This is a genomic window from Pseudomonas batumici (genome assembly GCF_000820515.1).
In the GTDB taxonomy this organism is placed as follows: domain Bacteria; phylum Pseudomonadota; class Gammaproteobacteria; order Pseudomonadales; family Pseudomonadaceae; genus Aquipseudomonas; species Aquipseudomonas batumici.
This window is the reverse complement of the sequence record NZ_JXDG01000068.1, coordinates 262,559-288,350: the sequence shown is the minus strand read 5'-3', so window position 1 is coordinate 288,350 and position 25,792 is coordinate 262,559. Positions and strand designations below refer to the sequence as shown.

At 66.1% G+C, this 25,792-nt stretch carries 20 protein-coding genes; 11 read left to right on the top strand and 9 right to left on the bottom strand.

The features are described 5' to 3' along the window. The first annotated feature begins 2 nt into the window (after nucleotides 1-2). The 10 genes from UCMB321_RS26930 to UCMB321_RS26885 all read left to right on the top strand — a co-directional run bounded on the left by UCMB321_RS26930 (nucleotide 3) and on the right by UCMB321_RS26885 (nucleotide 14,475). Nucleotides 3-1,322: a DotU family type VI secretion system protein gene (locus UCMB321_RS26930; RefSeq protein WP_040071730.1), complete on the top strand. Its 1,320-nt coding sequence runs from the start codon at nucleotides 3-5 to the stop codon at nucleotides 1,320-1,322. After that, nucleotides 1,319-4,825, top strand: a complete 3,507-nt coding sequence (gene tssM, locus UCMB321_RS26925) for a type VI secretion system membrane subunit TssM (protein ID WP_040071729.1) — start codon at nucleotides 1,319-1,321, stop codon at nucleotides 4,823-4,825. The genes UCMB321_RS26930 and tssM overlap by 4 nt, the downstream gene beginning before the upstream one ends. Then, nucleotides 4,822-5,475: a type VI secretion system-associated protein TagF gene (gene tagF / locus UCMB321_RS26920; protein ID WP_040071728.1), complete on the top strand. Its 654-nt coding sequence runs from the start codon at nucleotides 4,822-4,824 to the stop codon at nucleotides 5,473-5,475. Before tssM ends, tagF begins: the two co-directional genes overlap by 4 nt. Then, the gene (locus UCMB321_RS26915) at nucleotides 5,476-6,204 is read left to right on the top strand and encodes a PP2C family protein-serine/threonine phosphatase (protein WP_040071727.1); all 729 of its coding nucleotides are present in this window, start codon (nucleotides 5,476-5,478) and stop codon (nucleotides 6,202-6,204) included. A gap of 13 nt (nucleotides 6,205-6,217) precedes the next feature. Continuing rightward, nucleotides 6,218-9,289, top strand: coding sequence for a serine/threonine-protein kinase (locus UCMB321_RS26910; protein ID WP_040071726.1), 3,072 nt, complete (start codon nucleotides 6,218-6,220; stop codon nucleotides 9,287-9,289). Further along, nucleotides 9,289-10,005 carry an ABC transporter ATP-binding protein gene (locus tag UCMB321_RS26905; RefSeq protein WP_040071725.1) on the top strand — a complete coding sequence of 239 codons (717 nt, stop codon included), beginning with the start codon at nucleotides 9,289-9,291 and terminating at the stop codon, nucleotides 10,003-10,005. The genes UCMB321_RS26910 and UCMB321_RS26905 overlap by 1 nt, the downstream gene beginning before the upstream one ends. Next, complete coding sequence (locus tag UCMB321_RS26900; protein WP_040071724.1) at nucleotides 10,002-11,207, top strand: FtsX-like permease family protein; 1,206 nt, start codon at nucleotides 10,002-10,004, stop codon at nucleotides 11,205-11,207. Before UCMB321_RS26905 ends, UCMB321_RS26900 begins: the two co-directional genes overlap by 4 nt. Continuing rightward, the gene (locus tag UCMB321_RS26895; protein WP_040071723.1) at nucleotides 11,200-12,927 is read left to right on the top strand and encodes a formylglycine-generating enzyme family protein; all 1,728 of its coding nucleotides are present in this window, start codon (nucleotides 11,200-11,202) and stop codon (nucleotides 12,925-12,927) included. The genes UCMB321_RS26900 and UCMB321_RS26895 overlap by 8 nt, the downstream gene beginning before the upstream one ends. A gap of 85 nt (nucleotides 12,928-13,012) precedes the next feature. Continuing rightward, on the top strand, nucleotides 13,013-13,957 hold the full coding sequence (tagQ, locus tag UCMB321_RS26890; protein WP_040071722.1) for a type VI secretion system-associated lipoprotein TagQ: 945 nt from the start codon (nucleotides 13,013-13,015) through the stop codon (nucleotides 13,955-13,957). Nucleotides 13,958-14,097: 140 nt separating this feature from the next. Further along, nucleotides 14,098-14,475, top strand: coding sequence for an SCP2 sterol-binding domain-containing protein (locus tag UCMB321_RS26885; protein ID WP_040071721.1), 378 nt, complete (start codon nucleotides 14,098-14,100; stop codon nucleotides 14,473-14,475). A 150-nt stretch (nucleotides 14,476-14,625) separates the two neighbouring features. Here the strand turns inward: UCMB321_RS26885 and UCMB321_RS26880 are convergent, their stop codons facing one another. The 6 genes from UCMB321_RS26880 to exbB all read right to left on the bottom strand — a co-directional run bounded on the left by UCMB321_RS26880 (nucleotide 14,626) and on the right by exbB (nucleotide 21,378). Continuing rightward, a complete protein-coding gene (locus UCMB321_RS26880) occupies nucleotides 14,626-16,026 on the bottom strand; it encodes an aminoacyl-tRNA deacylase and HDOD domain-containing protein (protein ID WP_040071720.1) in 1,401 nt (466 codons plus the stop codon). Between the two features lie 78 nt (nucleotides 16,027-16,104). Next, nucleotides 16,105-18,180, bottom strand: a complete 2,076-nt coding sequence (recG, locus tag UCMB321_RS26875) for an ATP-dependent DNA helicase RecG (protein WP_040071759.1) — start codon at nucleotides 18,178-18,180, stop codon at nucleotides 16,105-16,107. Nucleotides 18,181-18,185: 5 nt separating this feature from the next. Continuing rightward, the gene (locus UCMB321_RS26870; protein ID WP_040071719.1) at nucleotides 18,186-19,106 is read right to left on the bottom strand and encodes a hydrogen peroxide-inducible genes activator; all 921 of its coding nucleotides are present in this window, start codon (nucleotides 19,104-19,106) and stop codon (nucleotides 18,186-18,188) included. A gap of 101 nt (nucleotides 19,107-19,207) precedes the next feature. After that, entirely contained in the window at nucleotides 19,208-19,957 is a 750-nt protein-coding gene (locus UCMB321_RS26865) for a TonB family protein (protein WP_040071718.1), read from the bottom strand. Then, entirely contained in the window at nucleotides 19,954-20,379 is a 426-nt protein-coding gene (gene exbD, locus UCMB321_RS26860) for a TonB system transport protein ExbD (protein WP_040071717.1), read from the bottom strand. Before exbD ends, UCMB321_RS26865 begins: the two co-directional genes overlap by 4 nt. A gap of 6 nt (nucleotides 20,380-20,385) precedes the next feature. Continuing rightward, nucleotides 20,386-21,378, bottom strand: coding sequence for a tonB-system energizer ExbB (exbB, locus tag UCMB321_RS26855; RefSeq protein WP_040071716.1), 993 nt, complete (start codon nucleotides 21,376-21,378; stop codon nucleotides 20,386-20,388). Nucleotides 21,379-21,569: 191 nt separating this feature from the next. On the opposite strand from exbB, the gene UCMB321_RS26850 reads away from it, so the two are divergent. After that, complete coding sequence (locus UCMB321_RS26850; protein ID WP_040071715.1) at nucleotides 21,570-22,427, top strand: SDR family oxidoreductase; 858 nt, start codon at nucleotides 21,570-21,572, stop codon at nucleotides 22,425-22,427. A 2-nt stretch (nucleotides 22,428-22,429) separates the two neighbouring features. Here UCMB321_RS26850 and UCMB321_RS26845 read toward each other — a convergent pair whose 3' ends face one another. From UCMB321_RS26845 to spoT, 3 genes are all read right to left on the bottom strand, one after another. Beyond that, the gene (locus UCMB321_RS26845; RefSeq protein ID WP_040071714.1) at nucleotides 22,430-23,164 is read right to left on the bottom strand and encodes a lipoprotein; all 735 of its coding nucleotides are present in this window, start codon (nucleotides 23,162-23,164) and stop codon (nucleotides 22,430-22,432) included. An 86-nt stretch (nucleotides 23,165-23,250) separates the two neighbouring features. Further along, nucleotides 23,251-23,631, bottom strand: coding sequence for a RidA family protein (locus UCMB321_RS26840; protein ID WP_040071713.1), 381 nt, complete (start codon nucleotides 23,629-23,631; stop codon nucleotides 23,251-23,253). Between the two features lie 37 nt (nucleotides 23,632-23,668). After that, nucleotides 23,669-25,774 carry a bifunctional GTP diphosphokinase/guanosine-3',5'-bis pyrophosphate 3'-pyrophosphohydrolase gene (gene spoT, locus UCMB321_RS26835; RefSeq protein WP_040071712.1) on the bottom strand — a complete coding sequence of 702 codons (2,106 nt, stop codon included), beginning with the start codon at nucleotides 25,772-25,774 and terminating at the stop codon, nucleotides 23,669-23,671. Between the last annotated feature and the right edge of the window lie 18 nt (nucleotides 25,775-25,792).

Here is a 25,792-nt window from a genome sequence, read left to right as displayed (position 1 = left end):
CGATGAATGCCAACGATGATGCATCGGGCCAGTCGCTGCCCGCCAATGACCGTACCCAGTTCATGCCGCGCCCCGGTGGCCGCGCGCCGGAGGCTGCCCGGGCCGAACCGGTGGCGCCGCTGTCGATGCCGGCCGCGCCGCTGCCGGTCGGCCAGTCACAGGGCCTGAACCCGCTGGAGAGTGCCGCCGGGCCCTTGCTGGCGCTGCTCACGCGCCTGCGCAACACCATTGCCCATCCGGCACCGGCCAGCCTGCGGGCGCAGTTGCTGGCCTACCTGCGGCAGTTCGAGGAGCGCGCCGAAAGCGCCGGTATGGTCCGCAACGATGTGTTGCTGGCGCGCTATGCGCTCTGTACCGCCCTCGACGAGGCGGTATTGAGCACGCCTTGGGGCAGTGCCGGCGACTGGGGCAAGCAGAGCCTGCTGATCACCGTGCACAACGAGGCCTGGGGCGGCGAGAAGGTCTTCCAGTTGCTCGATCATTGCCTGCAAAGTCCGCGCGAGCGCCTGTACCTGCTGGAGCTGTTGTACCTGTGCATCTGCCTGGGCTTCGAAGGCCGCTATCGGGTGATGATCGACGGGCGCAGCCAGCTCGATGCCCTGCGCGAGCGCACCAGCGCGGCGATCCGCAGTGCCCGCGGCGAGTATGAGCGCGAGCTGTCGCCGCACTGGCGCGGGCTGGCGGTGGTGCGTGATCGCCTGAGCCAGTTCATGCCGCCCTGGGTCGGCATCGCCATCGGCCTGGCGCTGTTGCTGGTCCTGCTGTTCGGCCTGCGCCTGAAGCTGGCCGCCGACGCCGAACCGGTGTTTCGCAATATCCATGCCCTGGGCGAGATCCCGGTGCAGACCATCGACCGTCCGGTGGTCCAGCCCAAGGTGGTGGAGCGGCCGCGCCTGGCCGGTTTCCTCGCCGATGACATCAAGGCCGGCAAGGTCGCGGTGGAAGACAAGGTCGACCGCTCGGTGGTGACCATTCGCGGCGACGAACTCTTCGCTTCGGCCAGCTCCAGCATCGTCGACGACTACCAGCCGCTGATGCTGCGCATCGCCGACGCCATTCGCAAAGTGAAGGGCCAGGTGCGGATCACCGGCCACAGCGACAACCGACCTATCGCGACCCTGCGCTTCCCGTCCAACTGGGCGCTGTCCCAGGCCCGGGCCGAGCAGGTGTTGCAGATCCTGGCGGCGAAGACCGGCCAGCCGGAACGCTTCAGCGCCGAGGGGCGCAGCGACACCGAGCCGCTGGCCTCGAACGCCACGGCCGAGGGCCGGGCGAAGAATCGTCGGGTGGAAATCACAGTCTTGGCGGAGGGAGTCGAGTGAAGGCGTTTTTCGGTTTTGTCATTCGCTGGGTCATCCCGCTGTTGGGGTTGATCGCCCTCAGCCTGATTATCTGGTTTGTCGGCCCGTTGCTGGAAATGCTGGTGCCGGAAGGTCGGCGCTGGGCGCTGATCGTGTTGATTTTCGCGGTGTGGATCGCCTACCGCGTGTTCCGCCTGATCCAGGCCCGGCGCCAGGCGGCCAGGGTCCTGCAGAGCCTGGCCGCGGAAACGCCGCCGGACCCCGCCAGTGTCGCCACCGCCGAAGAACTGGCGACCCTGCGCCAGCGCATGGCCGAGGCCCTGGCGTTGCTCAAGAAAGCCAAGCTCGGCGGTGACGAGCGCCGCAACCTGTACGAGCTGCCGTGGTACGTGATCATCGGTCCGCCAGGTTCGGGCAAGACCACCGCGCTGGTGAACTCCGGGCTGCATTTCCCCTTGGCTGCGCAGTTCGGCGCCGGGGCGATTCGCGGTGTCGGCGGTACGCGCAACTGCGACTGGTGGTTCACCGACCAAGCCGTGCTGCTGGACACCGCCGGCCGCTACACCACCCAGGACAGCCATGCCCAGGTGGACAAGGCGGCCTGGCTGGGTTTCCTCGACCTGCTGAAAACCCAGCGCTCGCGGCGGCCCATCGACGGCGCCTTCATCGCCATCAGCCTGTCGGACCTGCTGCTCAGCACCGACGCCGAGCGCGCGGCCCATGCTACGGCGATCCGCGCTCGTATCCAGGAGCTGTATACCCAACTGGGCGTGCGCTTCCCGATCTACCTGATGCTGACCAAGCTCGACCTGGTGCCGGGGTTCATGGAGTTCTTCGACGCCTTGAGCAAGGAAGAGCGGGCCCAGGTCTGGGGCATGACCTTCGACCTGGACGACGGCAAGAACGCCGAAGGTCCGCTGGTGCGGTTCCGCGACGAGTTCGCCGGGCTCGAGCAGCGCCTCAATGCGCGGCTGGTGGAACGTCTGCAACAGGAACGCGATCCGGCGCGGCGCGACCTGATCTACGGTTTCCCGCAGCAGTTCGGGGCGTTGAAGGCGTGCTTGCAGGATTTCCTCGACGGCGTGTTCAAACCCAATGCCTATGAAGATCGTGCCTTGCTGCGCGGCGTGTACTTCACCAGCGGCACCCAGGAAGGCAGTCCCATCGACCGCCTGATCGGCGCCATGGCCCAGAGCATGAACCTGGACCGCCAGCAGCTGGCACGGCAGAGCGGCACCGGGCGCAGCTACTTCATCGAGAAGTTGTTCACCGCCGTGGCCTTCGCCGAGCGCGGGCTGGTGGGGGTCAACCCCAAGGTTGAACAGCGGCGCAAATGGCTGGCGCGCGGGGTGCTGGCGGCCACGATGGCGGTGGTGCTGGTGGTCGGTACGCTCTGGTGGGTGAGCTTCCGCGCCAACGAGGCCTATATCGCCCAGGTCGACCAGAAGGTCGCGCCCCTGGGCCAGAGCGTGCAGAACCTCAGCCCGGCGCAACGCGATGTGCTGGCGGTGCTGCCGTTGCTCAATGCGGTCAAGCACCTGGCCGGCGATGCGCCGGGCTGGGCCGAAGGCCTGGGCCTGTACCAGGGCGACATGCTCGAAGCCGAGTCCGCCAGCGTCTATCGCAAGTTGCTGATCGCGGTGTTCGCGCCGCGTCTGCTGACACGGGTCGAGGAGCAACTGCACAGCGGCGGCAATTCGGACTTCCTCTACGAAGGCTTGAAAGCCTACCTGATGCTGGCCGACAACGAGCATTACGACCCGCAGTTCATCAAGGCCTGGATTGCCCTCGACTGGGACCGCAGCCTGCCACGGGATTTGCCGCCGGAGCAGCGCGTGGCCCTCGGTGAACATCTGCAAGCCCTGTTCGAGCGCCGTCCGCCGAATGCCCGGCTGGACGAACGACTGATCGACGACCTGCGTCGCCAACTGCAACAACTGCCGGTGGCGCAGCGGGTCTATGACCGGGTCAAGCGCCAGAAGCTGCCGGAAGGCGTGCCGGACTTCCGCCTGAACGAGGCCGCCGGGCGTGATGCGGCGCTGGTGTTCAGCCGCAAGAGCGGCAAGCCCCTGGGCGATCCCCTGAGCGGTTTCTTCACCGCCAAGGGTTATCGCCAGGCCTTCCTGCTGGCCAGCCTGAACCAGGCCAATACCGTGGCCGAGGAACAGTGGGTGCTGGGCCGCGACGCGGCCGAACAGCAGAATGTCGCCAGCCTGGCGGCGGATGTGCGGCGCCTGTATTTCCAGGACTACCTGCGCCAGTGGGATGCCTTGCTCGCCGATATCGACTTCGTGCCCATCACCAGCGTGGCCCAGGCTTCCGACGTGCTGCGGGTGCTTTCCGGTCCGACCTCGCCGCTGAAGAAGCTGCTGGTGGCGGTGTCCAAGGAGACCGATCTGCAACAGGAAGAACGCCTGCTGGCGGCCCAGGGCAAGCCGGTCGCGGGTAATGTCGACCAGCTCAAGCAACGCCTGGGTTCCCTGCTCGGCCAGGAACAGGCAGCGGGCAACAGCGCCGCGCCGGTGGAGACCCAGGACCCGGTGAGCGCGCACTTCGCCGAGCTCAACGCCCTGGTCAACAAGGGCGAAGGCGAGCCGGCGGCCATCGACGCCTTGCTGGCGGACCTCAATGCGCTCTATGTGCAGGTCAGCGCCATGTCCGGCGCCAGTGGCGATGCGCTGCTCGGCGAGGCGAAGAACCAGGCCTCGGCCGCCGCCACGCGGGTCAGCCTGAACGCCGAACGCCAGCCACCGCTGGTACAGGGGTTGGTCAAGTCGGTGGTCAGCTCCACCACCAACAGCATGATGGGCGGGGTGCGTAACCAACTGAACGCGGCCTGGACCAGCGAAGTGGTCAACGTCTATCGGCAATCCCTCAGCGGCCGTTATCCGCTGGCGCCCGGCAGTGCCCGGGATGCGACGCTGGAGGACTTCGGCCTGTTCTTCGGGGTCGGCGGGGTGATGGACAACTATTTCCGCAAGTACCTGCAGCCCTATGTCGACACCTCGGCGACCCCCTGGCGCTGGCAGCCGGGGGCGGCACAGAAACTCGGCATTGCGCCGGGTGTGTTGCAGACCTTCCAGCGTGCCGCGGCGATTCGCGATGCGTTCTTCCGCTCCGGTGGCACCCAGCCGACCGTGCGTTTCGAACTCAAGCCGGTGGCGATGGACGCGTCCATCACCCAGTTCCAGCTTGAACTCGACGGTCAGCAGGTCGGCTATGACCATGGCCCGAGCCGGCCGGTGGCGATGCAATGGCCGAACCCCGGCAGCGTCGGTGTGGTGCGTTTGTCGATCACGCCGCCGTCGAGCAGCGGGCGCTCCGGGATCACCCTGGACGGACCCTGGGCCTGGTTCCGCCTGCTGGAGCAATCGGACCTGGTGGCCGGCAACTCGCCGGATCGTTTCAACCTGCGGCTGCGGGTGGACGGCGCGAGCATCTCCTACGAACTGCGCGCCAGCAGTGCCTTCAACCCCTTCAAGAGCCGCGTGCTCAGCGGCTTCAGCCTACCGGAGCGGTTATGACGACGGTGGGTTTCTACGGCAAGCTGGCCAGTCGCGGCGACTTTGTCAGCCGCGGCCTGCCGCAGAGTTTCATCCAGCCCTGGGATGCCTGGCTGGCCTCGGGGTTGCTCGCCAGCCAGCAGCAACTGGGGGCTGATTGGTTGAACGTGTACCTGGTCAGCCCGCTCTGGCGCTTCGTGCTGGCGCCGGGCGTCTGCGGACCGGACGCGGTGGCCGGGGTGTTGATGCCGAGCATCGACCGGGTCGGCCGCTACTTTCCGCTGACCGTGGCCCAGCCCCTCGATCCCGGGCATGCCCTGGCGGCGGTGGTCGGCGGTGCGGATGCCTGGTTCGAGCAAGCGGAGGCCCTGTTGCTGGCGACGCTGGAAGAGGGCGCCGGTTTCGAGGCGTTCGACCAGGCCATCCAGGACCTGGGTGGCCTGCCGTTCGCCAACAAGGCGCCCTGCAGCGAGTTCGCCGGGTTGCAGCGCCTGGCTGCGCTCGACGCGTCGAGCCGCGCCGGCGCCCTGGCCGAGCAGGCCTGTGTCGGCAGCAGCCTCTGGTGGGGGCGTGGCTCGCAACGGATCGAGGCGGGCCTGATGCGCTGCGCGGGTCTGCCGGCGACCGCCGATTTCGGCAGTTTCCTCTTGGGCAAGGGGGTATCGATCTAGATGGCTCACGCACCTGCAATCACTTACCAGTCGGCCAGCTACAGCCATGTCGGCATGGTCCGCCAGATCAACGAGGACGCCTTCCTGGAGCTGCCCGGCGCCGGGCTCTGGGTGGTGGCCGACGGCATGGGCGGGCATGCGGCGGGAGACTACGTCAGCAGCCTGATTGTCGACAGCCTGCGGGTCATTCCGCCCTCGGACTCCCTGGCGATCTACACCACGGCCCTGCGCATGCGCCTGGCCGAGGTCAATGCCGCCGTGCGCGAGGAAACCGCCAACCGCGGCGTGGCGATGATGGGCAGCACCGTGGTGCTGATGGCCGTGCGCGGGGCCGAGGGCGTCTGCCTGTGGGCCGGCGACAGCCGCCTCTACCGCCTGCGCGACGGTCAGTTGGAGGGCATCTCGCGCGATCACAGCTACGTCCAGGACCTGCAGGACAGCGGCCTGCTCAGCGAGGCCGAGGCGCGGGTGCATCCACGGGCGAACATCGTCACCCGGGCCATCGGCGTGGAGGCGCACCTGGAGTTGTCGATGGTCCCGTTCCAGGTGCTGCCCGGCGACACCTACCTGTTGTGCAGCGACGGCCTGAACAAGACCGCCGAAGACGCCGAGATCCGCGACGTGCTCGTCCATGCCGACCCCTACGACGTGGTTCGCAGCCTGGTGCACCTGGGGCTGACCCGGGGCGCTCCGGACAACATCACGGCCATCGTCGTCAAAGCCACCTGAAGACCCCGCACACATGGACATTCTGATTCCCGGATTCGATATAGGCGCAGTCATTGGCGAAGGCGCCATGGCTACCGTCTATCTGGCGACCCAACGGTCGCTGGAGCGCAAGGTGGCGCTGAAAGTGATGGCGGCCGCGCTGGCCGCCGACCCGACCTTCTGCGAGCGCTTCCTGCGCGAAGGCCGGACCCTGGCGCGGCTGTCGCATCCGAACACCGTGACCATCCACGACATCGGCAATGTCGGCGAGCTGTACTACATGGCCATGGAATACCTGCCCAACGGCACGCTCAAGGAGCGGATCGCGGCGGGACTGAGCCCGGAGCAGGGCTTGGTGTATGTCCGCCAGATCGCCTCGGCCCTGGGCTATGCCCATGCCCAGGGGCTGGTGCACCGTGACGTCAAGCCGGCCAACATCCTGTTCCGCGCCGACGGCACGGCAGTGCTCTCGGACTTCGGCATCGCCAAGTCGCTGGACGACCGGACCCAGTTCACCCAGGCCGGGTTTGCCGTGGGCACGCCGAGCTACATGAGCCCGGAGCAGGCCCGCGGCCAGGAGCTCGACGGACGTGCCGACCTGTATGCGCTGGGGGTGGTGCTCTATGAAATCCTCGTCGGCAAGTTGCCCTACAGCGGCACCGATGCGCTGTCCACGGCCCTGGCGCACCTGACCGAGCCGCTGCCGGAGTTGCCGATCCAGCATGGGCGCTACCAGGAAATCCTGCGCCGGCTGCTGGCCAAGGACCCGGCGGAGCGTTTCCCGGATGCGGCGGCCTTGCTGCGGGCGCTGGACAACCTGCCGGCGGAAAACCTCGACGCGACCTTGCTCCAGCCTTTGGCGATAGCCGCGGTGACGCCGCCGGCCAGCGACCTGGGCGGACTGACGCCGGTGTCGATCGAGATTCCCACGGCTGTGCCGGCACCTTCGCCAACCCCGCCACCCGTGCCGCCATCGCGACCCGCTCCGACGCCGGTTCTCGACCGCTCTGCCGAATCCGCACAACGGCGCGGTCCGGTGCTGACGCTGGTCGCCGTGGCGGTGGCCGCCGCCCTCGGCTTGGCGGGCGCCGGTTACTGGTGGCTGGGTGGTGCGAAGCATCCCGCCGCGCCCAGCACGGTCGCGCAGTTGCCGGCGAAAAAGACGCCGCCGTCGAATCCACCTCCGACCTCGAACCCGCTGCCGGTGCAGTCGCCCGCTGTCGCCCAGCCCGTGGCGGTGGACAGCGACGGTGGCCAGCGCCCCTTGTTGATGGTTGGCAAGAAGACCCTGTTCCAGCGGGTCCTGAGCAAACCCGGCGCGAGCTTTTCCAGCGAGCCGGGAGCCAAGCCGGACAAGCCGCTGCCGGCGTTCTCGGTGCTGTACGTCTACCAGCGCAAGACCGTCGACGGCAGCGTCTGGCTGCGGGTCGGCGCGGCCAGCGATGGTCGCAGCGAAGGCTGGCTGCCACAGGATGCGGTCAGCGACTGGAAGCAGAGCCTGGTGCTGAAATTCACCGAGCGCTCCGGGCGGGCGCCGGTGATGTTCCTGCGTGACGCCACCGATATCGACAAGCTGCTGGCCAACCCGTCGGCGGCGAAGAACCTGCTGCTCAATGCGCAGAAAAACCCGCAGGACGATCAGCGCGTGCTGGCCCTGGAGCCGGCCGCCAGCGCTGTGCCGCAGAACCAGTTCTACCTGCTGCCGATCTTCGATTCGCGCGAAAGCCTGGATGAGAACGGCCAGCCGGTGCAGTTGCTGAATGTCGCCTCCATCGACCCCGGCAGCACGCCGAAAGCCCTCGGCAATGGCGCCGCACCGGCGCCCGCCGCCGATAGTTTCCGCACGGCCATCGTGCTGGTGGTGGACACCACGGAATCGATGCAGCCGTACATCGATCAGGTCCGCGACGTGGTCCACGAGCTGCAAAGCCAGATTGCCCAGCGTGGCGAGCTGGACAGCGTGAGCTTCGGCCTGGTGGGTTTCCGCAACAATGTCCAGAAAACCCCGGGCCTGGAGTACCTGACCAAGACCATGGTGACCCTCGACCAGGGTCGCGACCCCGAGCGCTTCCTGGAGCTGGCACGGCAAGTGGAGGCGTCGACGATCTCGAGTCATTCGTTCAACGAGGACTCCTTCGCCGGGGTCATGCAGGCGGTCGACGGCATGGACTGGTCGGGCTACGGCGGCCGGCTGATCCTGCTGGTCACCGATGCCGGTTCATTGCGCAAGAACGACCCCTACAGCAGCACCCGGATGAACGAAGCGGAGATCCGCCAGGCCGCGCTGGGCAAGCAGATCAAGATCTACGCGTTGCACCTGCGCACCGATGCCGGGAAGAAGAACCATGCCTTCGCCGAGCAGCAGTACCGGACCCTGACTGCCGACGCCAACCCGCAGATCGGCGATTTGTATATCCCGGTCCAGGGCGGCGACGTGCACAAGCTCGGTGAACGGGTCGGCGAGATCGGTTCGGTGTTCGCCAACCTGGTGCACCAGGTGCGCAGCAACCAGACCCAGGCCGTGCCGCTGCTGGCCGCCTCGCCGAGCCTGGCGGACAAGTCGGCGGCCATCGGTTATGCCATGCAGATGGATTTCCTCGGCCACAAGGCGGCCAGCCAGGCGCCGCAGCTGGTCAGCGCCTGGACCGCCGACCGCGACCTGACCAACCCGGCGCTGCCGGCGTTCCAGGTCTGCGTGATGCTGACCAAGCTGCAACTCAACGAACTGCAACAGTCGTTGAAACTGATCGTCGACGCGGCGCGCAAGACCCAGACCTCGCCTAAGGACTTCTTCCAGGAAATCGCCAGCGCCAGTGCCTACATGAGCCGCGATCCGCAGGCCCTGCGCAAGGGCGGCAACCTGGCCGACGGCGGCATCCTCGGCGAGTACCTGGAAGGCCTGCCGTACCGCAGCAAGTCGTTGAACATGACCCAGGACCTCTGGCTGTCGCTGAGTGTGGCCGAACAGGAAGACTTCATCGACGAACTGGACTCGAAGATCCACCTCTACGAAACCTTCCACAACGATGTGGCCAACTGGGTCCGGTTCGGCGATGCCGAGCCGGGCGATGCGCTGTACCGCGTGCCTTTGTCGACGCTGCCGTGATGATCAGTCTGCGAGAAGTGCGCAAGACGCGGGGCGAGGGGGCCCAGCGCTACAGCCTGGAGGTGCCGCGCCTGAGCTTGGCGCCCGGCGAGCAATGGGCGGTGGTGGGGCCCAGCGGTTGCGGCAAGAGCACCTTGCTCGATCTGCTGGCGCTGGTCCTGGCGCCCGACCGGGCGGGCCTGTTTGTCTACGACGATCCGGCCGGCGCGCTGGATATCGCCGCGCTCTGGCGCCAGGGCCGGCACGATCGCCTGGCGGCCCTGCGCAGCCGGCAGCTCGGCTATGTGCTGCAGACCGGCGGCCTGCTGGGCTTTCTCGATGTGCGCGGGAATATCGCCTTGTCGCGCCAACTGCTGGGCCTGAAGGACGACGGCAGCGTCCGGCGGCTCGCCGAGCAACTGGAAATCGCCGATCAACTGGAGAAGAAGCCCCAGGCCCTGTCGGTGGGCCAGCGCCAGCGGGTCAGTTGCGCCCGGGCCCTGGCCCATGGGCCACGGCTGCTGCTGGCCGACGAACCCACTGCAGCCCTCGATCCGCTGAATGCCGGACGGGTCATGCAGTTGCTGCTGAGCCAGGCCCGGGAGCAGGGCGCCTGTTGCGTCATCGCGACCCATGACGAAGCCCTGGTGCGCGAGTTGGGTGTGCCGGTGCTGCGGATTGCCTGCCAGCGCGATGGCGACGGCGGTGTCACCGCGACCCTGGCGGTGACGCCATGACCCGCACGGCCCTGGTTGCCGGCCTGGCCTGGCAGGATTATCGCGCCGACTGGCGGCTGTCGGCCTGTGCGGTGCTGGCGCTGGTGGCGGTGATCGCGCCGTTGCTGGTGCTGTTCGGCCTCAAGTTCGGCCTGGTCAGCAGCCTCACCGAACGCCTGGAGCGCGACCCGACGGTGCGCGAGATCATTCCCCTGGGCGGCGGGCGTTTCAGTGCGGCGTTTATCGCCGGGCTGGGGCAGCGTGAGGACGTCGCCTTTGCCCTGCCGCGTACCCGGCAGATCGCGGCGACCGCCGACCTGTCGGCCAGCGCCCAGGGGCCGGTGGTCAATGTGGAGATGCTGCCCACCGCCGACGGTGACCCCCTGCTCGGGAACTTGCCCGCACCGGCGGGCCTGGCGGCGATGCTGCTCAGCCAGACGGCGGCGGAGAAACTCGGGGTGAGGGCTGGCGACTGGTTGCAGGTGTCTTTCGGTCGGCAGGTGGCCGGTCGCCTGGAAAGTCGTCAGACGCAGATCCAGGTGCAGGCGGTGTTGCCGCTGGAAGCCTTCGAGCGCGACGCGCTGTTCGCCCCGCTGGGCCTGTTGGAAGCCGCCGAGGACTATCGCGACGGTCGTGGCGTGCCGGTGCTCGGCTGGGTCGGTGAGCCGGCGGGCACCGCCGCGCAGCGGGTCTATCCGGGGTTTCGTCTGTATGCCCGGGGGCTGACCGATGTCGAACCGCTGCGGCGTTATTTCGTCGAGCGCAACCTGCTGGTCGCGACCCAGGCCCAGGCCATCGCCCAGGTGCAGTCCTTGAGCCGCAACCTGGCCATCGTGTTCTGGGTCATCGCCACCCTGGCGCTGGGCGGTGCCTTCGCGGCGATCTTCGCCGGCGCCCTGGCGGCGGTGGAGCGCAAGCGCCGCGAGTTGTCGGTGCTGCGCCTGCTGGGTCTCGGCACCGCCGCGCTGCTGCTGTTCGTGGTGCTGCAAGCGCTCTACAGCGGCCTGTTGGCGGCGCTGTTGAGCGGCGTGCTCTACAGCTTGGCGGAGTGGGGCCTGAACCGTTTGTTCGTGCAGGCGGCCGGCGAGTACGCCAGTCACCTGCTGTTGCCGCATTACCTGCTGGCACTTTTTACCGTGTTGGTGGTCTGTGCCCTGGCTGCTGCCCTGGGGGGCTGGCGCGTGGCGCGGATAGAAGCTTCGGAAGGAATCAGAGATGTATAAGTTGCGCAGCGCGGCCCTGGCGGTTCTCGTCGTTTCCCTGTGCCTGGGCGCCTGGGCGCGGGCCGATGAGGACAGTGAAAAGCTGGACAACCCCAAGCCCTTGGCCGATGACATCAGCCTGCCGCTGCCCTGCGAGGGCGAGATGGTCTTTCGCGCGGTCTATGTGCTGGCGCGCGGCACCCTCGACGACCGTGAGATCAGCCTGGGCTACCCCTTCAGCGAGGACGAGCCGGGGTACAAGCAGTCGTTCATTTCCGGTTATCGCCGGGACTTCATCAACGGTCAGTTCACCCTCAAGGACCTGCCCGACCCCTGGCAGAAATCCATTGCCCCGACCTTGCCGAAGACCGACGCCGACTCGCCGCTCAAGCCGATGTTCTATTTCATCGGCAAGTACCCGGTGACGGCCCGCCAGTACGCCCTGGTGATGGCCCAGGCCCAAGCCCTGGCCAGCGGCGAGCCGGCGCCGGCCTGCGAGGCGCCGAGTGGTGTCGCCGGGCGTCTGCCCAAGGTCAAGGTGTCGCGGTTCGACGCCGAGCGTTTCTCGGCGGTCTACAGCGCCTGGCTGATGAAATATCACCGCGACCTGCTGCCGGTCAGCGGCCGTGGCTCGGCGGCCGAGGACGGCGGCCTGGGCTTTGTCCGCCTGCCCACCGAAGTCGAGTGGGAGTTCGCCGCCCGGGGTGCCCAGGCGGTCAGTCGCCAGGACCTGGAAGGGCGCCTGTTTCCGCGGCGGGCACCGGGCAGCGACAGCGATGGACCGCTGTCCGACTACGCGGTGTTCAACCAGGTGGCCGGCGGTACCGGCCAGGCGGCGCGGCTGATGCCGATCGGCACCAAGCTGCCCAACCCCATCGGTATGTTCGACGTGATAGGCAACGCCGCGCAGATGGTCCAGGAGTCGTTCCAGCTGGTGCATGCCGGGCGGCGCCAGGGCACCTACGGCGGTTTCGTGGTCAAGGGCGGCAACTACCTGGAGGGCGAAGGCACGCTGTTTACCGGCATGCGCCGCGAGTACCCGCTGTTCGCCGCCGATGGCACCGAGCAGAGCAACGAGACCACCGGTTTTCGGGTGGCCGTGGGGGCGCTCTCGGCGCCGCGCTCGCGCTACAAGGAGCTGTTCAGCCAGTGGCAGCAGGAGGGCCGGCTGGCTTCCCTGACCGACGCCATCGACGACGCCCAGGACCCGACCAAGCGCCTGGACGGGATCATTTCCGCCAGCACCGACCCGAAGCTGCAGGCCGAGCTGGGGCTGGTCAACGAGGAGCTCAAGCGCAACGTCTCGCTGATCGCCCGCCAGCGTGAAGAGGCCGCCGGCAACCTGATCCAGTCGGCGGCCCTGGTGGCCGAGACCGTCAACAACTACAACATTCGCCTGACCAACCTGAAGAAGAGTCGCCAGCAGGCCCTGGATGCCAAGGATGAGGCTGGCGCCAAGCTGTTCGCCGTCGCCATCGAGAATGGTACCAGCGCGCTGGACGGCGCGGTGGCGATCTATATCGACAACCTGGCAACGGCCACGCGCTACACCGATGCGGTGATCCAGGCGCAGTTCCAGCGGGTCAAGGAAGAACTCAATCGCAAACCCGTGCTCGGCCATAGCCTGGTGGCACGGGCGACCTTGTTCGTTCGTCATGTCGGAGATTACCGCAAGCAACAGCGGGCCGACCCGGCGGCGATCTTGAAAGCGTTGCTCGCATCGACCGCCCAGCAGTCATGAGCGGTCGGTATCCGGCGAGCGTAGAGGGGACTCGGACGGCAGGGTGCCGTACCGGGCAAGTCAAACCAAAAAAGGGAATACGAACATGATCTTCACCAGCAAACCCCTTGTATCGACCTCCAAGTGCCGTGCCGCGCTGTGGGTAGCCGCCGGATTCAGCACCGTGCTGATGGGCGGTTGCGCCACTTCGCCGACCTCGAAAGTCGGTGCGACCACCAAGGTCGAGTACTACCCGACCTGCTACGAGCCGGTGCAGCACCTGCGTGCCACTGATTCGGACATGACCAAGTCGATCGCCACCGGCGCGGTGATTGGTGCCCTGGGCGGTGCCGCCCTTGGCGCGCTGACCGGCGATGACCCTGCCAAGCGCGGACGTAATGCCGCCATCGGCGCCGCCGGCGGTGCCCTGGCGGGTGGCGCGGCGGGTTACTACACCGAGAAGCAGAAGCAGATCGCCGACGATAACCAGCGTATCGGCTCCTATGCCCAGGACATCAACAAAAGCGCCGCCGACATGGATCGCAACACGGCTTATGCCAAGGCGTCGCAGAGCTGCTACCAGCGTGAGTTCGCCAGCCTGGTCTCGGCGCGCAAGGCCAAGACCATCGGTGATGCCGAAGGCCGCAAGCGCCTGGCGGAAATCGTCTCTGGCCTGAAAGAGTCCAACGACCTGATCGTCGCGGTGAACGGGCGTGCCGCCGAAGACCTGAACAACTATACCCAGGCCTATGAGAAGGACCTGCAGCAGGTCGGCGTGCAGCGTACCGACGTGGTCACCGTGGCGACCGCCGACACCACCCCGGTTGTCGCGCCGACCACCACCAAGGGCAAGAAGGCGAAAGTGGCGAAGAAGCCGGTGCTGCCGACCGTGCCTAAGGAAGCGGTAGCCACCGAGAAGACGCTGCAGGACGCCAACGCCAAGAAAGCTGCGAGCCAGGATGTGGCCAGCAGTGGCCAGTCGCAGGTCAACAGCATGTGCAAGAACCCGGACCTGGGCGACTGGGCACCGGTTCCTTGCCCGAACGCGTGAGTGGCGGATCGTCTGACAATTTGTTGGTATAAGCGTTAAACGCCAGCCGATCTCCCGGGTAAAGTGGGAGATCGGTGGCGTTCTTCAGGTAAAGCGCTACACTGCGCCGGCTGTTTATCTTTTCTGCCGAGGCTGTGTGCATGAAATTTCGCTTTCTTCTCTGGGCAATGGGCCTGTTGATGGCCCGGGCCAGCCGCAATAACCCCGCCTTCCAGCAGCAACTGGCCGACAAGGCCCTGGTGTTCCAGCTGCAGACCCTGGACGGCAAGGTCGCCCGTCACTTCATCGTCAAGGATCAGCGCATCAACAGCCAGTCCGGGACTTATCCGGAGCCTGCGTTTGCCATTGCCTTCAAGGATGCCGCCTATGGCTTCGCCACGTTGCAGGCGAAGAACAAGCAACTGGCATTCATGACGGGGATTCAGGACAAGTCGGTCCAGATCAAGGGCAATCCGGCGCTGGTGATGTGGTTCCAGGGGTTGATGAAGTACCTCAAGCCGAAGAAAAAGAAGGCCTGAAGCCCAGGTTTGCTGGGCGAACGGGTAAACCTGTAGGAGCGAGCTTGCTCGCGATGGTAGTCCAGGCACCGTGGGGTATCAGATGCCCCGCGTTATCGTTGACGTCCATCGCGAGCAAGCTCGCTCCTACAATGAAGCCCCTTAGGCGTCTCAGCCCTGGCTGAACTGCGAAGCCAGTTCGCGCAGCAGTACTTCGGCTTCCAGCACCTTGTTGACCACATCATCGGCCTTGTCGCGGGTCAGCCCCAGGCGTTCCAGCAAGGCATCCGGAATCTCTTCGTCCGGGCCCGAGCCGATATTGCGACTGCGCAGCAGACGCACCGCCAGGCACACCAGGTTCGGATAGGCGGCATAGTCGCCGTCGTAGCCCGGGTCATGCTGGAAGCGCAGCGCGGTGGAGAGTTCCTCCGGCATGTCCCAGTAACGCATCAGCCAGCCGCCGATCTGCTCGCGGCTGATGCCCAGCAGGTGCTGCTCGATGTAGCTGTGGCACAGGTGCGGGTTGACCTCCAGGTGCCGGCAGATCAGCGAGAAATGCGGCGGGAAGACGTGGGCCAGCAGCAGGTAGCCGAAGTTGTGCAGCAACCCGGCGAGGTAGGTCAGGCCGCCTTCCGGGCGCTGGGCGCGCGGCATGGCGCGGGTCAGGCCTTCGATCACCGCGGCGGTGTAGATCGATTGCTGCCAGTAGGGCGTGCTGTGTTGCGGGTGGTCCTTGGGCAGGCTCAAGGTCTTGCCCAGGGCCAGGCCCAGCGCCAGGTTGATCACCAGGTCGAAACCCAGCACGCGGACAATGGCGTCCTCCACCGAGCGAATCTTGCCCGGCGAGGCGTAGTAGGGCGAGGCCGCCCAACTCACCACCTGGGCCGCCAGCGCCGGATCGGTTTCGACCACGCCGGTGATGTCGTCGATGGTCGCGTTGGGATCGACCCGCAACTTGATGATCTTTTGCGCGGTTTCCGCCAACGGCGGAATCTCGATGGTCTCTTCCAGGCGCTGCTGGATACGCCGCGCGGTGAAGGCTTGTACCGCCTGGGTGATTTCCTCGCGGTCATCATGCGGGCGGTCGAGGTTGGGGCGGATGCCGGCCACAGGCTCGCCGAAACTCGCGGCGCTGGCCTTGCTCAGCATGCTCTTGAAGTCGTCGCTGGCAATTTCCAGCAGCAGGCCGGCTTCGCCGGAGTTGATCAGCAGGCTCGGTTCACGCAGTAGTTGCTCTTCGTACAGGCACGGCGAACTGGTCAGCCCGGGCAGGCCCGGCAGCAGGTGCAGGCTGTGTTTGCCGAGCATGCGTTCCATGCGTTCGGTGGGCACGGCCGTCAGCCGCCGACCGGTCAGTTCGGTCAGGCGATTGAGATCCAGCAGTTGGTCCTGGGGAAACAGGACCATGAGTGCGCCGACCGCATCGTCGAGCAGCACGGCCTGGACCTTGCGCGCGGCCGGTAGACCAGGATGGTCCAGCACCTCGCTATAGCGGATGGCGAGCTTGTCGAGCAGCAGCCGGACCACAGACGGGGTGTGCGGGGTTGCATCGATGAGGGCAACTTCTGTCATGGTCTGTATCCGGGTTCCTACAATCTCCCCAGTATAACCAGCTTGACCGCCCTAATGGTCTATAAACTGTGAGGTCTATCACACTTGGCCGTATTGTTGGCCGTGGCGCAGCCAGCGCTCCAGCAGCGGGCTGACATGCTGCGGCCAGCGTGCCAGCAGGGCTTGCGCGGCATCGCGCACGGCCGGCAGCAGGTCGGCGTCGCGCATCAGGTCGGCGACTTTGAATTGCAGGAGCCCGGTCTGGCGGGTGCCGAGCATTTCCCCGGGGCCGCGCAGCTCCAGGTCTTTCTCGGCAATGATGAAGCCGTCGTTGGTCTCGCGCATGATCCCCAGGCGTTGGCGGCCGATCTGTGACAACGGCGGATGGTAGAGCAGCACGCAGTGACTGACGGCGCTGCCTCGGCCGACCCGGCCACGCAACTGGTGCAGTTGCGCGAGCCCCAGGCGTTCGGGGTTTTCGATGATCATCAGGCTGGCATTGGGCACGTCGACGCCGACTTCGATCACCGTGGTCGCCACCAGCAGTTGCAGGGCGCCGGCCTTGAATTCGGCCATGACGGCGGCCTTTTCCGCCGGTTTCATGCGACCGTGGATCAGTCCGACGCGCAATTCGCCGAGGGCGGCGCCGAGTTCTTCGAAGGTGGTTTCGGCGGCCTGGCAGGTGAGTTCTTCGGATTCTTCGATCAGCGTGCAGACCCAATAGGCCTGACGGCCTTCGGCGCAGGCGGCGCGCACCCGCTCCACCACTTCGAAGCGCCGGCTGTCGGCCACCAGCACGGTATTTACCGGCGTGCGGCCCGGCGGCAGCTCGTCGAGGATCGAGGTGTCGAGATCGGCATAGGCGCTCATGGCCAGGGTGCGCGGGATCGGCGTGGCGGTCATGATCAACTGGTGCGGGCACATCCGCCCGCCGACGCCTTTCTGGCGCAGCGCCAGGCGCTGCTGGACGCCGAAGCGGTGCTGCTCGTCGATGATCACCAGCGCCAAGTTGCGGAACTGCACTTCGTCCTGGAACAGCGCGTGGGTGCCGACCACCATCGGGGTGCCACCGGCGATCTGCTCCAGGGCGGCGACGCGGGCCTTGCCCTTGAGCTTGCCGGCCAGCCAGGCGGTTTCGATGCCCAGCGGTTCCAGCCAGCGGCGGAAATTGAGGAAGTGCTGTTCGGCGAGGATCTCGGTCGGCGCCATCAGGGCCACCTGGTGACCGGCTTCCAGGGCCTGCAAGGCGGCCAGGGCGGCGACCACGGTCTTGCCCGCGCCGACGTCACCCTGGATCAGCCGCAGCATCGGTTCCGGTTGGCTGAGGTCGTAGGCCACCTCGTTGCCGACCCGCTGCTGGGCACCGGTCGGCGGGAAGCCCAGGTTGGCGAGAAACTGCCCGGGCAGCCTTTGCGCTTTCGGTAGGGTTGGCGCGCGCAGGGCCCGCAGGCTTTCGCGCAGGCGTTGCTGGGACAGCTGGTGGGTGAGCAGTTCCTCGAAGGCGAGGCGGTGCTGGGCCCAGTGATGACCCAGGGCGAGCTCGTCGACATCGGCATCGGCGGGCGGCTGGTGCAGGTAGCGGATGGCTTCGTCCAGCGGCGCCAGCTGGTAGTCGCGGGCCAGTTCCTGGGGCAGCCAATCCGGCAGGCTGCGCGGGCCGAGCATCGCCAGGCTTTGCTGGCAGAGCAGGCGCAGGCGTTGTTGGGTCAGGCCTTCGGTCAGGGGGTAGATCGGGGTCAGGGTGGTGTCTATCGGCGGCGGTTCGTTGCCACTGATGGCGCGGTATTCCGGGTGGTAGATTTCCAGGCCAGAGGCCCCGGGCCGGGCTTCGCCATAGCAGCGCACATGGGTGCCGCGCTTGAGTCCGTCCTTTTGCGCGGTGCTGAAATGGTAGAAGCGCAGGCTCAGGCTGCCGGTGCCGTCGTTGAGGCGCACCAACAGGCTGCGGCGCTTGCCCATGACCACGTCGGCGCCGCTGACCACGCCTTCGACCACCGCGTCCTGACCTGGGCGCAAGGCACCGATGGGCACCACGCGAGTGCGGTCCTGGTAGCGCAAGGGCAGGTGGAACAGCACGTCCTGGATCGTCTCCAGGCCAACCTTGGCCAGCTTCTCGGCCATGGCCGCGCCGACGCCCTTGAGCGCCGTGACCGAGACTTGCGACAGTTCAGTCACGTCGATCAGCTCGCTACGGGAGGCTTGGCCACCGAGCACAGGCGGATCGAGTCGGCGAGGATTTCAATCGCCTTGGGCCGCGGGAAGCTGGCGCGCCAGGCGATGGCCACGGTGCGAAACGGCACGGGCGGCGCCAGCGGGCGCACTTCGATCACGCCGGGGGCGTAGTGATGGCTGTCCACGGCCGACAGCGGCAGCACCGAAATGCCCAGGCCGGAGGCGACCATATGGCGGATGGTTTCCAGCGAGCTGGACTCGACCGTGGTGTGCTTGGCCGTGTCGCCGCCCTTGGCCAGGGTCGGGCAGGCTTCGAGGACCTGGTCGCGGAAGCAGTGGCCCTCGCCCAGCAGCAGCAGGCTCTTGTCGTTGAGCAGGGCGCTGTCGATGCTTTCCTTTTGGGTCCAGGCGTGCGAGGCCGGCATCAGCACGTAGAACGGTTCGTCGTAGAGCGGCAGGGTCAGCACGTCGGCTTCGTTGAACGGCAGGGCGATGATCACCGCGTCCAGCTCACCGTTGCGCAGCTTGTCGCGCAGCACGTGGGTGAAGTTTTCCTCGATGTACAACGGCATCTGCGGCGCGACCCGGTGCAGTTGCGGGATCAGGTGCGGGAACAGGTAGGGGCCGACGGTGTAGATCGCGCCGACTTTCAGCGGGGCGGTCAGCTGGTTTTTCCCGGCCTGGGCCAGTTCGCGGATGCCCTGGGCCTGTTCGAGGACCTTCTGCGCCTGGGCGACGATGCTTTCGCCGACGGGGGTCAGGCGCACGGCGCTCTTGCTGCGCTCGAAAATCAGCACACCGAGTTCGTCCTCCAGCTTTTTCACGCCTACCGACAGGGTCGGCTGGCTGACATGACAACGCTCGGCCGCGTGACCGAAGTGTTGTTCCTGGGCGAGGGTGACGATATAGCGTAGTTCTGTGAGAGTCATAGCGAGCGTCCATAAGGTTGCCGGGCAAGCATAACGGCTACCATCGATAGACGCACGTTATCAGACGCAGTCTGAACACAGACCGTCGTTATCTCTCTGCATCAGCGATTGCGCCTGTCGATGGAGTACACGAACGGCGCGACGATTTCGATGCTGCCGTTGGTCAGCATCTCGGCCGGCGGCTTGGGCAGTGGCTCGGCACGACGGATCATTTCCAGGGTGGCCCGGTCCAGATCGGCGTTGCCCGAGCGGCCCACCAGTTCATACGAGAGCACCTTGCCTTCGCCATCCACCACGAAACGCAGGCGGTTCAGGCCTTCCTTGCCACGGGATTGCGCGGCCGGCGGGTACTTCTTGTACTTGCCCAGGTGCGCCAGCAAGGTGCCTTGCCAGTTGGCTTTCGCCGCGAGCTGCTGGGGCGAAGGCCCTGGCGCCGGTGCCGTGGGTTTTTCCGTTGGCGTGTGGGTTGGCGGCGTGTCGGCAGGTTTCTCCTCCGCGGGCTTCTCCTTCACCGGTTCCGGCTTCACCTGTGGCTTGGGCGGTTGCGGCTTGGGTTTCGGCTTGACCGGCTTGGGCACCGAGATCGTCGGCTGCGGCGCTTCGGCCAGCTTGGGCAACGGCAATTCTTCCACGGGCGCGGGTGGCTGTGGCGGGGTGATCACCTTGGGCGGTGCCGGGGGCGGTGGGGCCGGGGGCAATGGCGCCAGTTCGACCATCATGGCCTGTGGCGGCAGCTCGATGGGCTTGGACACCGACCCGTTCAGCACGGCGAGGATCGCTACCGCGTGAATACCCAGCACCAGGCCCAGGCTGGCGCCGTAACGCGTCAGCTTTTGGCGCGTATTGATCATTTCTTGGCTGCCGTCTCGAGTCCCACCAGGCCGACCTTCAGATAGCCGGCGGCGCGCAAGGCGTCCATCACGCGCATCAGGTCGCCATAATCCACGCCTTTATCGGCCTGGAAGAAAATGGTCGTGTCCTTTTTGCCGTGGGTCCGGGCGTCGAGGGTGGCGCCCAGGGCATCGGCCTTGACTTCGTCTTCACCGAGGAACAGCCGCTGGTCCGACTTGACGCTGAGGAACACCGGTTTTTCCGGCCGTGGTGCCGGCTTCGCGGTGGACGCGGGCAGGTCGACCTTGATGTCCACGGTGGCCAGGGGCGCGGCCACCATGAAGATGATCAGCAGGACCAGCATCACGTCGATAAACGGCGTGACGTTGATTTCGTGGTTTTCGGCGAGGTCGTCGCCACCTTCGTTCAAATGCAGGCCCATGGCTGATTACCCCACTTTCACCATGTGCGGCGTTTGCGTGGAGCGCTCGGGCGGCAGGTGGTCGAGGTCACGGCTGACCAGCAGCAACACCTGGGCCGAAGCGTCGGCTACCTGGGCCTTGTAGCCGGCGATGGAGCGGGCGAAGACGTTGTAGATCACCACGGCCGGAATGGCCGCGACCAGGCCCAGGGCGGTGGCCAGCAGGGCTTCGGCGATACCCGGTGCGACCACGGCGAGGTTGGTGGTCTGGGTCTTGGCGATGCCGATGAAGCTGTTCATGATGCCCCACACGGTACCGAACAGGCCGACGAAGGGCGCGGTGGAACCGATGGTGGCGAGCACGCCGGTGCCGTGGCTCATGTTGCGCCCGCAGGCGGCGACCAGGCGCTCGAGACGGAAGCTCACGCGTTCCTTGATGCCTTCTTTCTCACGGCTGTTGGTCGACAGGTGCATTTCTTCCAGGGCGTCATGCACCAGCAGGTGGGCGAGGGTGCCTTCCTGGCGGGCGGTTTCGCTGGCTTCCCTGAGGGTGCGGGCCTTTTTCAGGGCGAGCATCTCACGGCGCAGGCGACGCTTGGCGCCCAGCAGTTCGAAGCCCTTGGCGATCCAGATAGTCCAGGTGATGATCGAGGCGATGGCCAGGCCGATCATCACGATCTTGACGACGATGTCGGCGTTCTTGTACATGCCCCACGGGGACAGGTCGTGGGCCATGCCCAGGCTGTTATCCTCGGCGGGCAGCGCGTCGGCATCCGTGGTGTCGCCCGATGTGGCATGCTCGGCCTGGACTGGAGCGCCGGCGGTCGGTGCCGCGACAGGCGCGGCATGCTCGGTCGGGGTTGCTGCGACAGTGGCGGGTGCACTGTGCGGTGCGGCTTCGTCGGCGAACGTCAGTGTCGGTGCCAGCAACAGGCTGAGCAGCAACGCCGCTGCCGAGCGCCAGGCGCGCGATGGGCTATGGGGCAGGGGTGATGAAGCGGGGCGTTTAGTGCGTGTCATGCTGGCCGGACCTGAGAGAAGATAGAAGAGGGTCTTGTCCTTCCAGGCCTCGTGGGGCCGAGAACATTTGGTCGTGCATTATTGCAAGTAATTCTTGTTAGCAACAGTAATAGCGTCTCTTTTTTTCTTCCATTGCTAACTGCTGGTCAATTTTCAGCGCCAGCCTGTGGTTTTTTTCGTGGAGATCCGTGATGTCTGCTCCTTCTGTTCTGATTGCCGGTTGCGGCGATGTCGGTAGTCGCCTGGCAACGCAGTTGCTCGGTCAAGGTTGGCGAGTCCATGGTCTGCGCCGCTCGATCGCGCGTTTGCCGGAGGGTGTCGTGGGGGTGGCGGGCGACCTGTTCGCCGAGCAACGGCCCGACACCTGGCCGAGCGGCCCGCTGGATTACCTGGTGTATTGCGCCGCCGCGACCGATCACGACGAGGCGGGTTATCGCGCAGCCTACGTCGAAGGGTTGCGGCATGTGTTGAGCTGGCTCAGGCAATCGGGCCAGCGGCCGCGGCGCCTGCTGTTTGTGTCCAGCAGCAGTGTGTATGTCCAGCAGGCGGGGGAGTGGGTCGACGAGACTTCGCCGGCCGAAGCCGAAGGTTATTCCGGACGGTTGATGCTGGAGGCCGAGCAGATGGCGCTGGACAGTGGTATTCCGGCGACCCGGGTGCGTCTGACCGGGATCTACGGTCCGGGTCGCGAGTGGTTGTTGACCCAGGTTCGGCGCGGCTATCGGGTGGTGGTGGAGCCGCCTTTATATGCCAACCGGATTCATGTCGACGACGCGGCCGGGCTGCTGGCGTTCCTGCTGCAGGCCGATCGTGCCGGGCAGGCGCTGGAGGATTGCTATATCGGTGTCGATGATGCGCCGGCGCCGTTGGCCGAGGTGGTGGGCTGGTTGCGCGAGTACCTGGGGGTGACCGAGTGGGCGGAGGACGCCAGTGTCCGCCGCACCGGCAGCAAGCGCTGTAGCAATGCCCGGGCGCGGGCCCTGGGCTGGGCTCCACGCTATCCGAGTTTTCGCGAGGGTTATGCGGCGATTCTCGAGGGTCGTTGCTGAGGTTATTTCTCCAGCAACCACTGACGGGCGCCGGGGTTGAGCTGCGGCTGTTCGTCGGCCTGGGCCGAGTTCAGCGCCTGGAAGATTTCCAGCTGCTTGCCCTTGCGCACGAAGATCCAGGCGCTGCCCTTGCCGCCTTGCTGCAGCCAGATGCTGTCGTTCTGGCCGCTCATGGAGGCGCAGTCGCCGGCCAGGCACAGCGCGTAGCGGTCGCTGCCGGGCAAGCCTTGCAGGCGTCCGTCCGGCAGGAATTTCACCTGGCCACCTTCGCCCGGGCCGCTGGTAATCTTCCAGTCGCCCCCCATGTAGGCCGAGTACAGGGCCTGCTCGAAGCTGGCGCCCACCGGCGCATTGGCCGGCAGTTCGGTCTCGGCCCGCACGAACGGCTGTTCCGGTTCCGAATCGCTGGCACCCTGGATCAGCTCCTTGCCGTCGCGCGCCAGCGACGTCCCGGCGCTGCCATAGAAGTCGACATGCCACTGCTTGCCGTCCGCGCGCACATGACCCTCGGGGCGCTCGAAGCCGTTGCTGTACTTGGCCTGACCGTTACGGGTGTCGATGTTCCATTCCAGGTTCGGCCCGTAGGTCTCCAGGGCGTTACGCAGGCTGCCCTTCTTGACGGCGGCATCGATGGCGGCCTGGTTGATCCAGGTGCCGCTGATATCGTACTTGGCAGGGTCGCTGGCGCAGCCGCCGAGCAGGAGGGCAAACACCGAGAGGGCAAGCGCTTTGCGCATGGTGGAATCCTTTGCAGACGAAGCTGGCGCAGCGTGAGGGCTGCGCCAGGCAGTGCGGGGTTGTTCGTGAACGGCGTGGCGGGCGCTTATTCGAGGACCAGGATCGCGTCCATCTCGACCTGCGAGCCGCGTGGCAGGGCGGCAACGCCGATGGCGGCGCGGGCCGGGTAAGGCTGCTGGAAGTACTTGCCCATGATCTCGTTGACCTTGGCGAAGTGGCTCAGGTCGGTGAGGAAGATGTTCAGCTTGACGATGTCCTTGAACGAACCGCCGGCCGCTTCGGCCACGGCCTTCAGGTTTTCGAAGACCTGCACGGTCTGGGCTTCGAAGCCTTCCACCAGCTCCATGGTTTTCGGGTCCAGGGGGATCTGGCCGGACATGTAGACGGTGTTGCCGGCCTTGATCGCCTGGGAGTAGGTGCCGATGGCGGCCGGGGCCTTGTCGCTGCTGATAACGGTCTTGCTCATGAACGGGTTCCTTGTAATGGGCGGCTACGTTGGGGAGCTATGCGCGCATGCGGGTGATGCGGATCACGCCGGTCAGGGCGCGCAGTTTCTTGATCACGCGGGCCAGGTGCACGCGGTCGTGCACGCTGACCACCAGTTGGACCACGCTGATGCGACCATCGCGTTCGTCCATGCTGATTTTCTCGATGTTGCCGTCGGCGGCATTGACGCTGCTGGCCAGCAGGGCGATCAGGCCGCGCTGGTGTTCCAGTTCGACACGCAGCTCGACGTTGAATTCGCCGGTGACATCCTTGGCCCAGGAGAGCTGGATGCATTTTTCCGGATTGTGGCGGATCTCGCTGATGTTGCGGCAGTTGTCCAGGTGCACCACCATACCTTTGCCGGCGGACAGGTGACCGACAATCGGGTCGCCCGGGATCGGCGTGCAGCACTTGGCGTAGCTGAGCACCAGGCCTTCGGTACCGCGGATCGCCAGCGGGCCTTCAGGGCTGGGCAGTTGTTCGCCTTCGCCCAGCAGGCGGCGGGCGACCACATAGGCCATGCGGTTGCCCAGGCCGATGTCTTCCAGCAGGTCTTCGATCAGTTCCAGGCGGTATTCGTGGAGCATGGCCTGCACGCGTTCGCCCGGAATCTTGTCCAGGGCACTGTCGAAACCGTTGAGCACCTTGTTCAGCAGGCGTTCGCCCAGGCTGATGGATTCGGAGCGGCGTTGCAGTTTCAGGGCGTGGCGGATATGGGTGCGCGCCTTGCCGGTGACCACGAAGTTGAGCCAGGCCGGGTTCGGGCGCGCGCCGGGGGCGCTGACGATCTCGACCGTGGAGCCGCTTTGCAGCGGTTCGGACAGCGGCGCGAGACGGCGATTGATCCGGCAGGCAATGCAGCTGTTGCCGACATCGGTGTGCACCGCGTAGGCAAAGTCCACCGCCGTGGAGCCTTTCGGCAGCTCCATGATCCGGCCCTTGGGCGTGAACACGTAGACCTCGTCTGGGAACAGGTCGATCTTCACGCTTTCGATGAATTCCAGGGAGTTGCCGGCCCGTTGCTGCATTTCCAGCACGCCTTTGACCCACTGGCGGGCCCGGGCATGGGTGCCCTTGGGCTGCTCGTCGCCGCTGGACTTGTACAGCCAGTGGGCGGCGATGCCGTTGTTGGCCATCTCTTCCATTTCGCGGGTACGGATCTGGATCTCGATCGGTACGCCGTGCATGCCGAACAGCGTGGTGTGCAGCGACTGGTAGCCGTTGGCCTTGGGAATCGCGATGTAGTCCTTGAAGCGTCCGGGCAAGGGTTTGTACAAATTATGCACAGCGCCGAGGACCCGATAGCAGGTGTCGACCTTGTCGACGATGATCCGGAACGCGTAGACGTCCATGATCTCGTTGAAGGCCCGGCGCTTGCCGCGCATCTTGGTGTAGATGCCGTACAGGTGTTTCTGGCGTCCGCTGACCTCGCCCTGGATGCCGTCGACAGCCAGGCAGTGGCTCAGGGATTCTTCGATCTTGTTGACGATTTCCTTGCGGTTGCCCCGGGCGCGCTTGACCGCCTGGTAGATCCGCGCGGAACGCATCGGGTGCATGGCCTTGAAGCCGAGGTCTTCGAATTCGACGCGGATCGCATGCATGCCCAGCCGGTTGGCGATGGGCGCATAGATCTCGAGGGTTTCCTTGGCGATGCGCCGGCGCTTTTCGCCGGAGAGCACTTCCAGGGTGCGCATGTTGTGCAGGCGGTCGGCCAGCTTGACCAGGATCACGCGAATGTCGCGGGCCATGGCCATGGCCATTTTCTGGAAGTTTTCCGCCTGGGCTTCGGCCTTGGTCTCGAAGTTCATCTGGGTCAGCTTGCTGACCCCGTCGACCAGTTCGGCCACGGTTTCGCCGAACTGCGCCTGCAGCGCTTCCTTGGCGATTCCGGTGTCTTCGATCACGTCATGGAGCATGGCGGCCATCAGGCTTTGATGGTCCATGTGCATGTCGGCAAGGATATTGGCCACCGCCAGCGGATGCGTGACGTAGGCTTCGCCGCTACGACGGCGTTGACCGTCATGGGCTTGTTCGGCGTAGAAGTACGCCCGGCGGACCAGATTGACCTGGTCGGCGCCGAGGTAGGTCGATAAGCGATCGGCGAGGGCGTCTATGCTCGGCATGAGGTTTCCCCCGGCCGA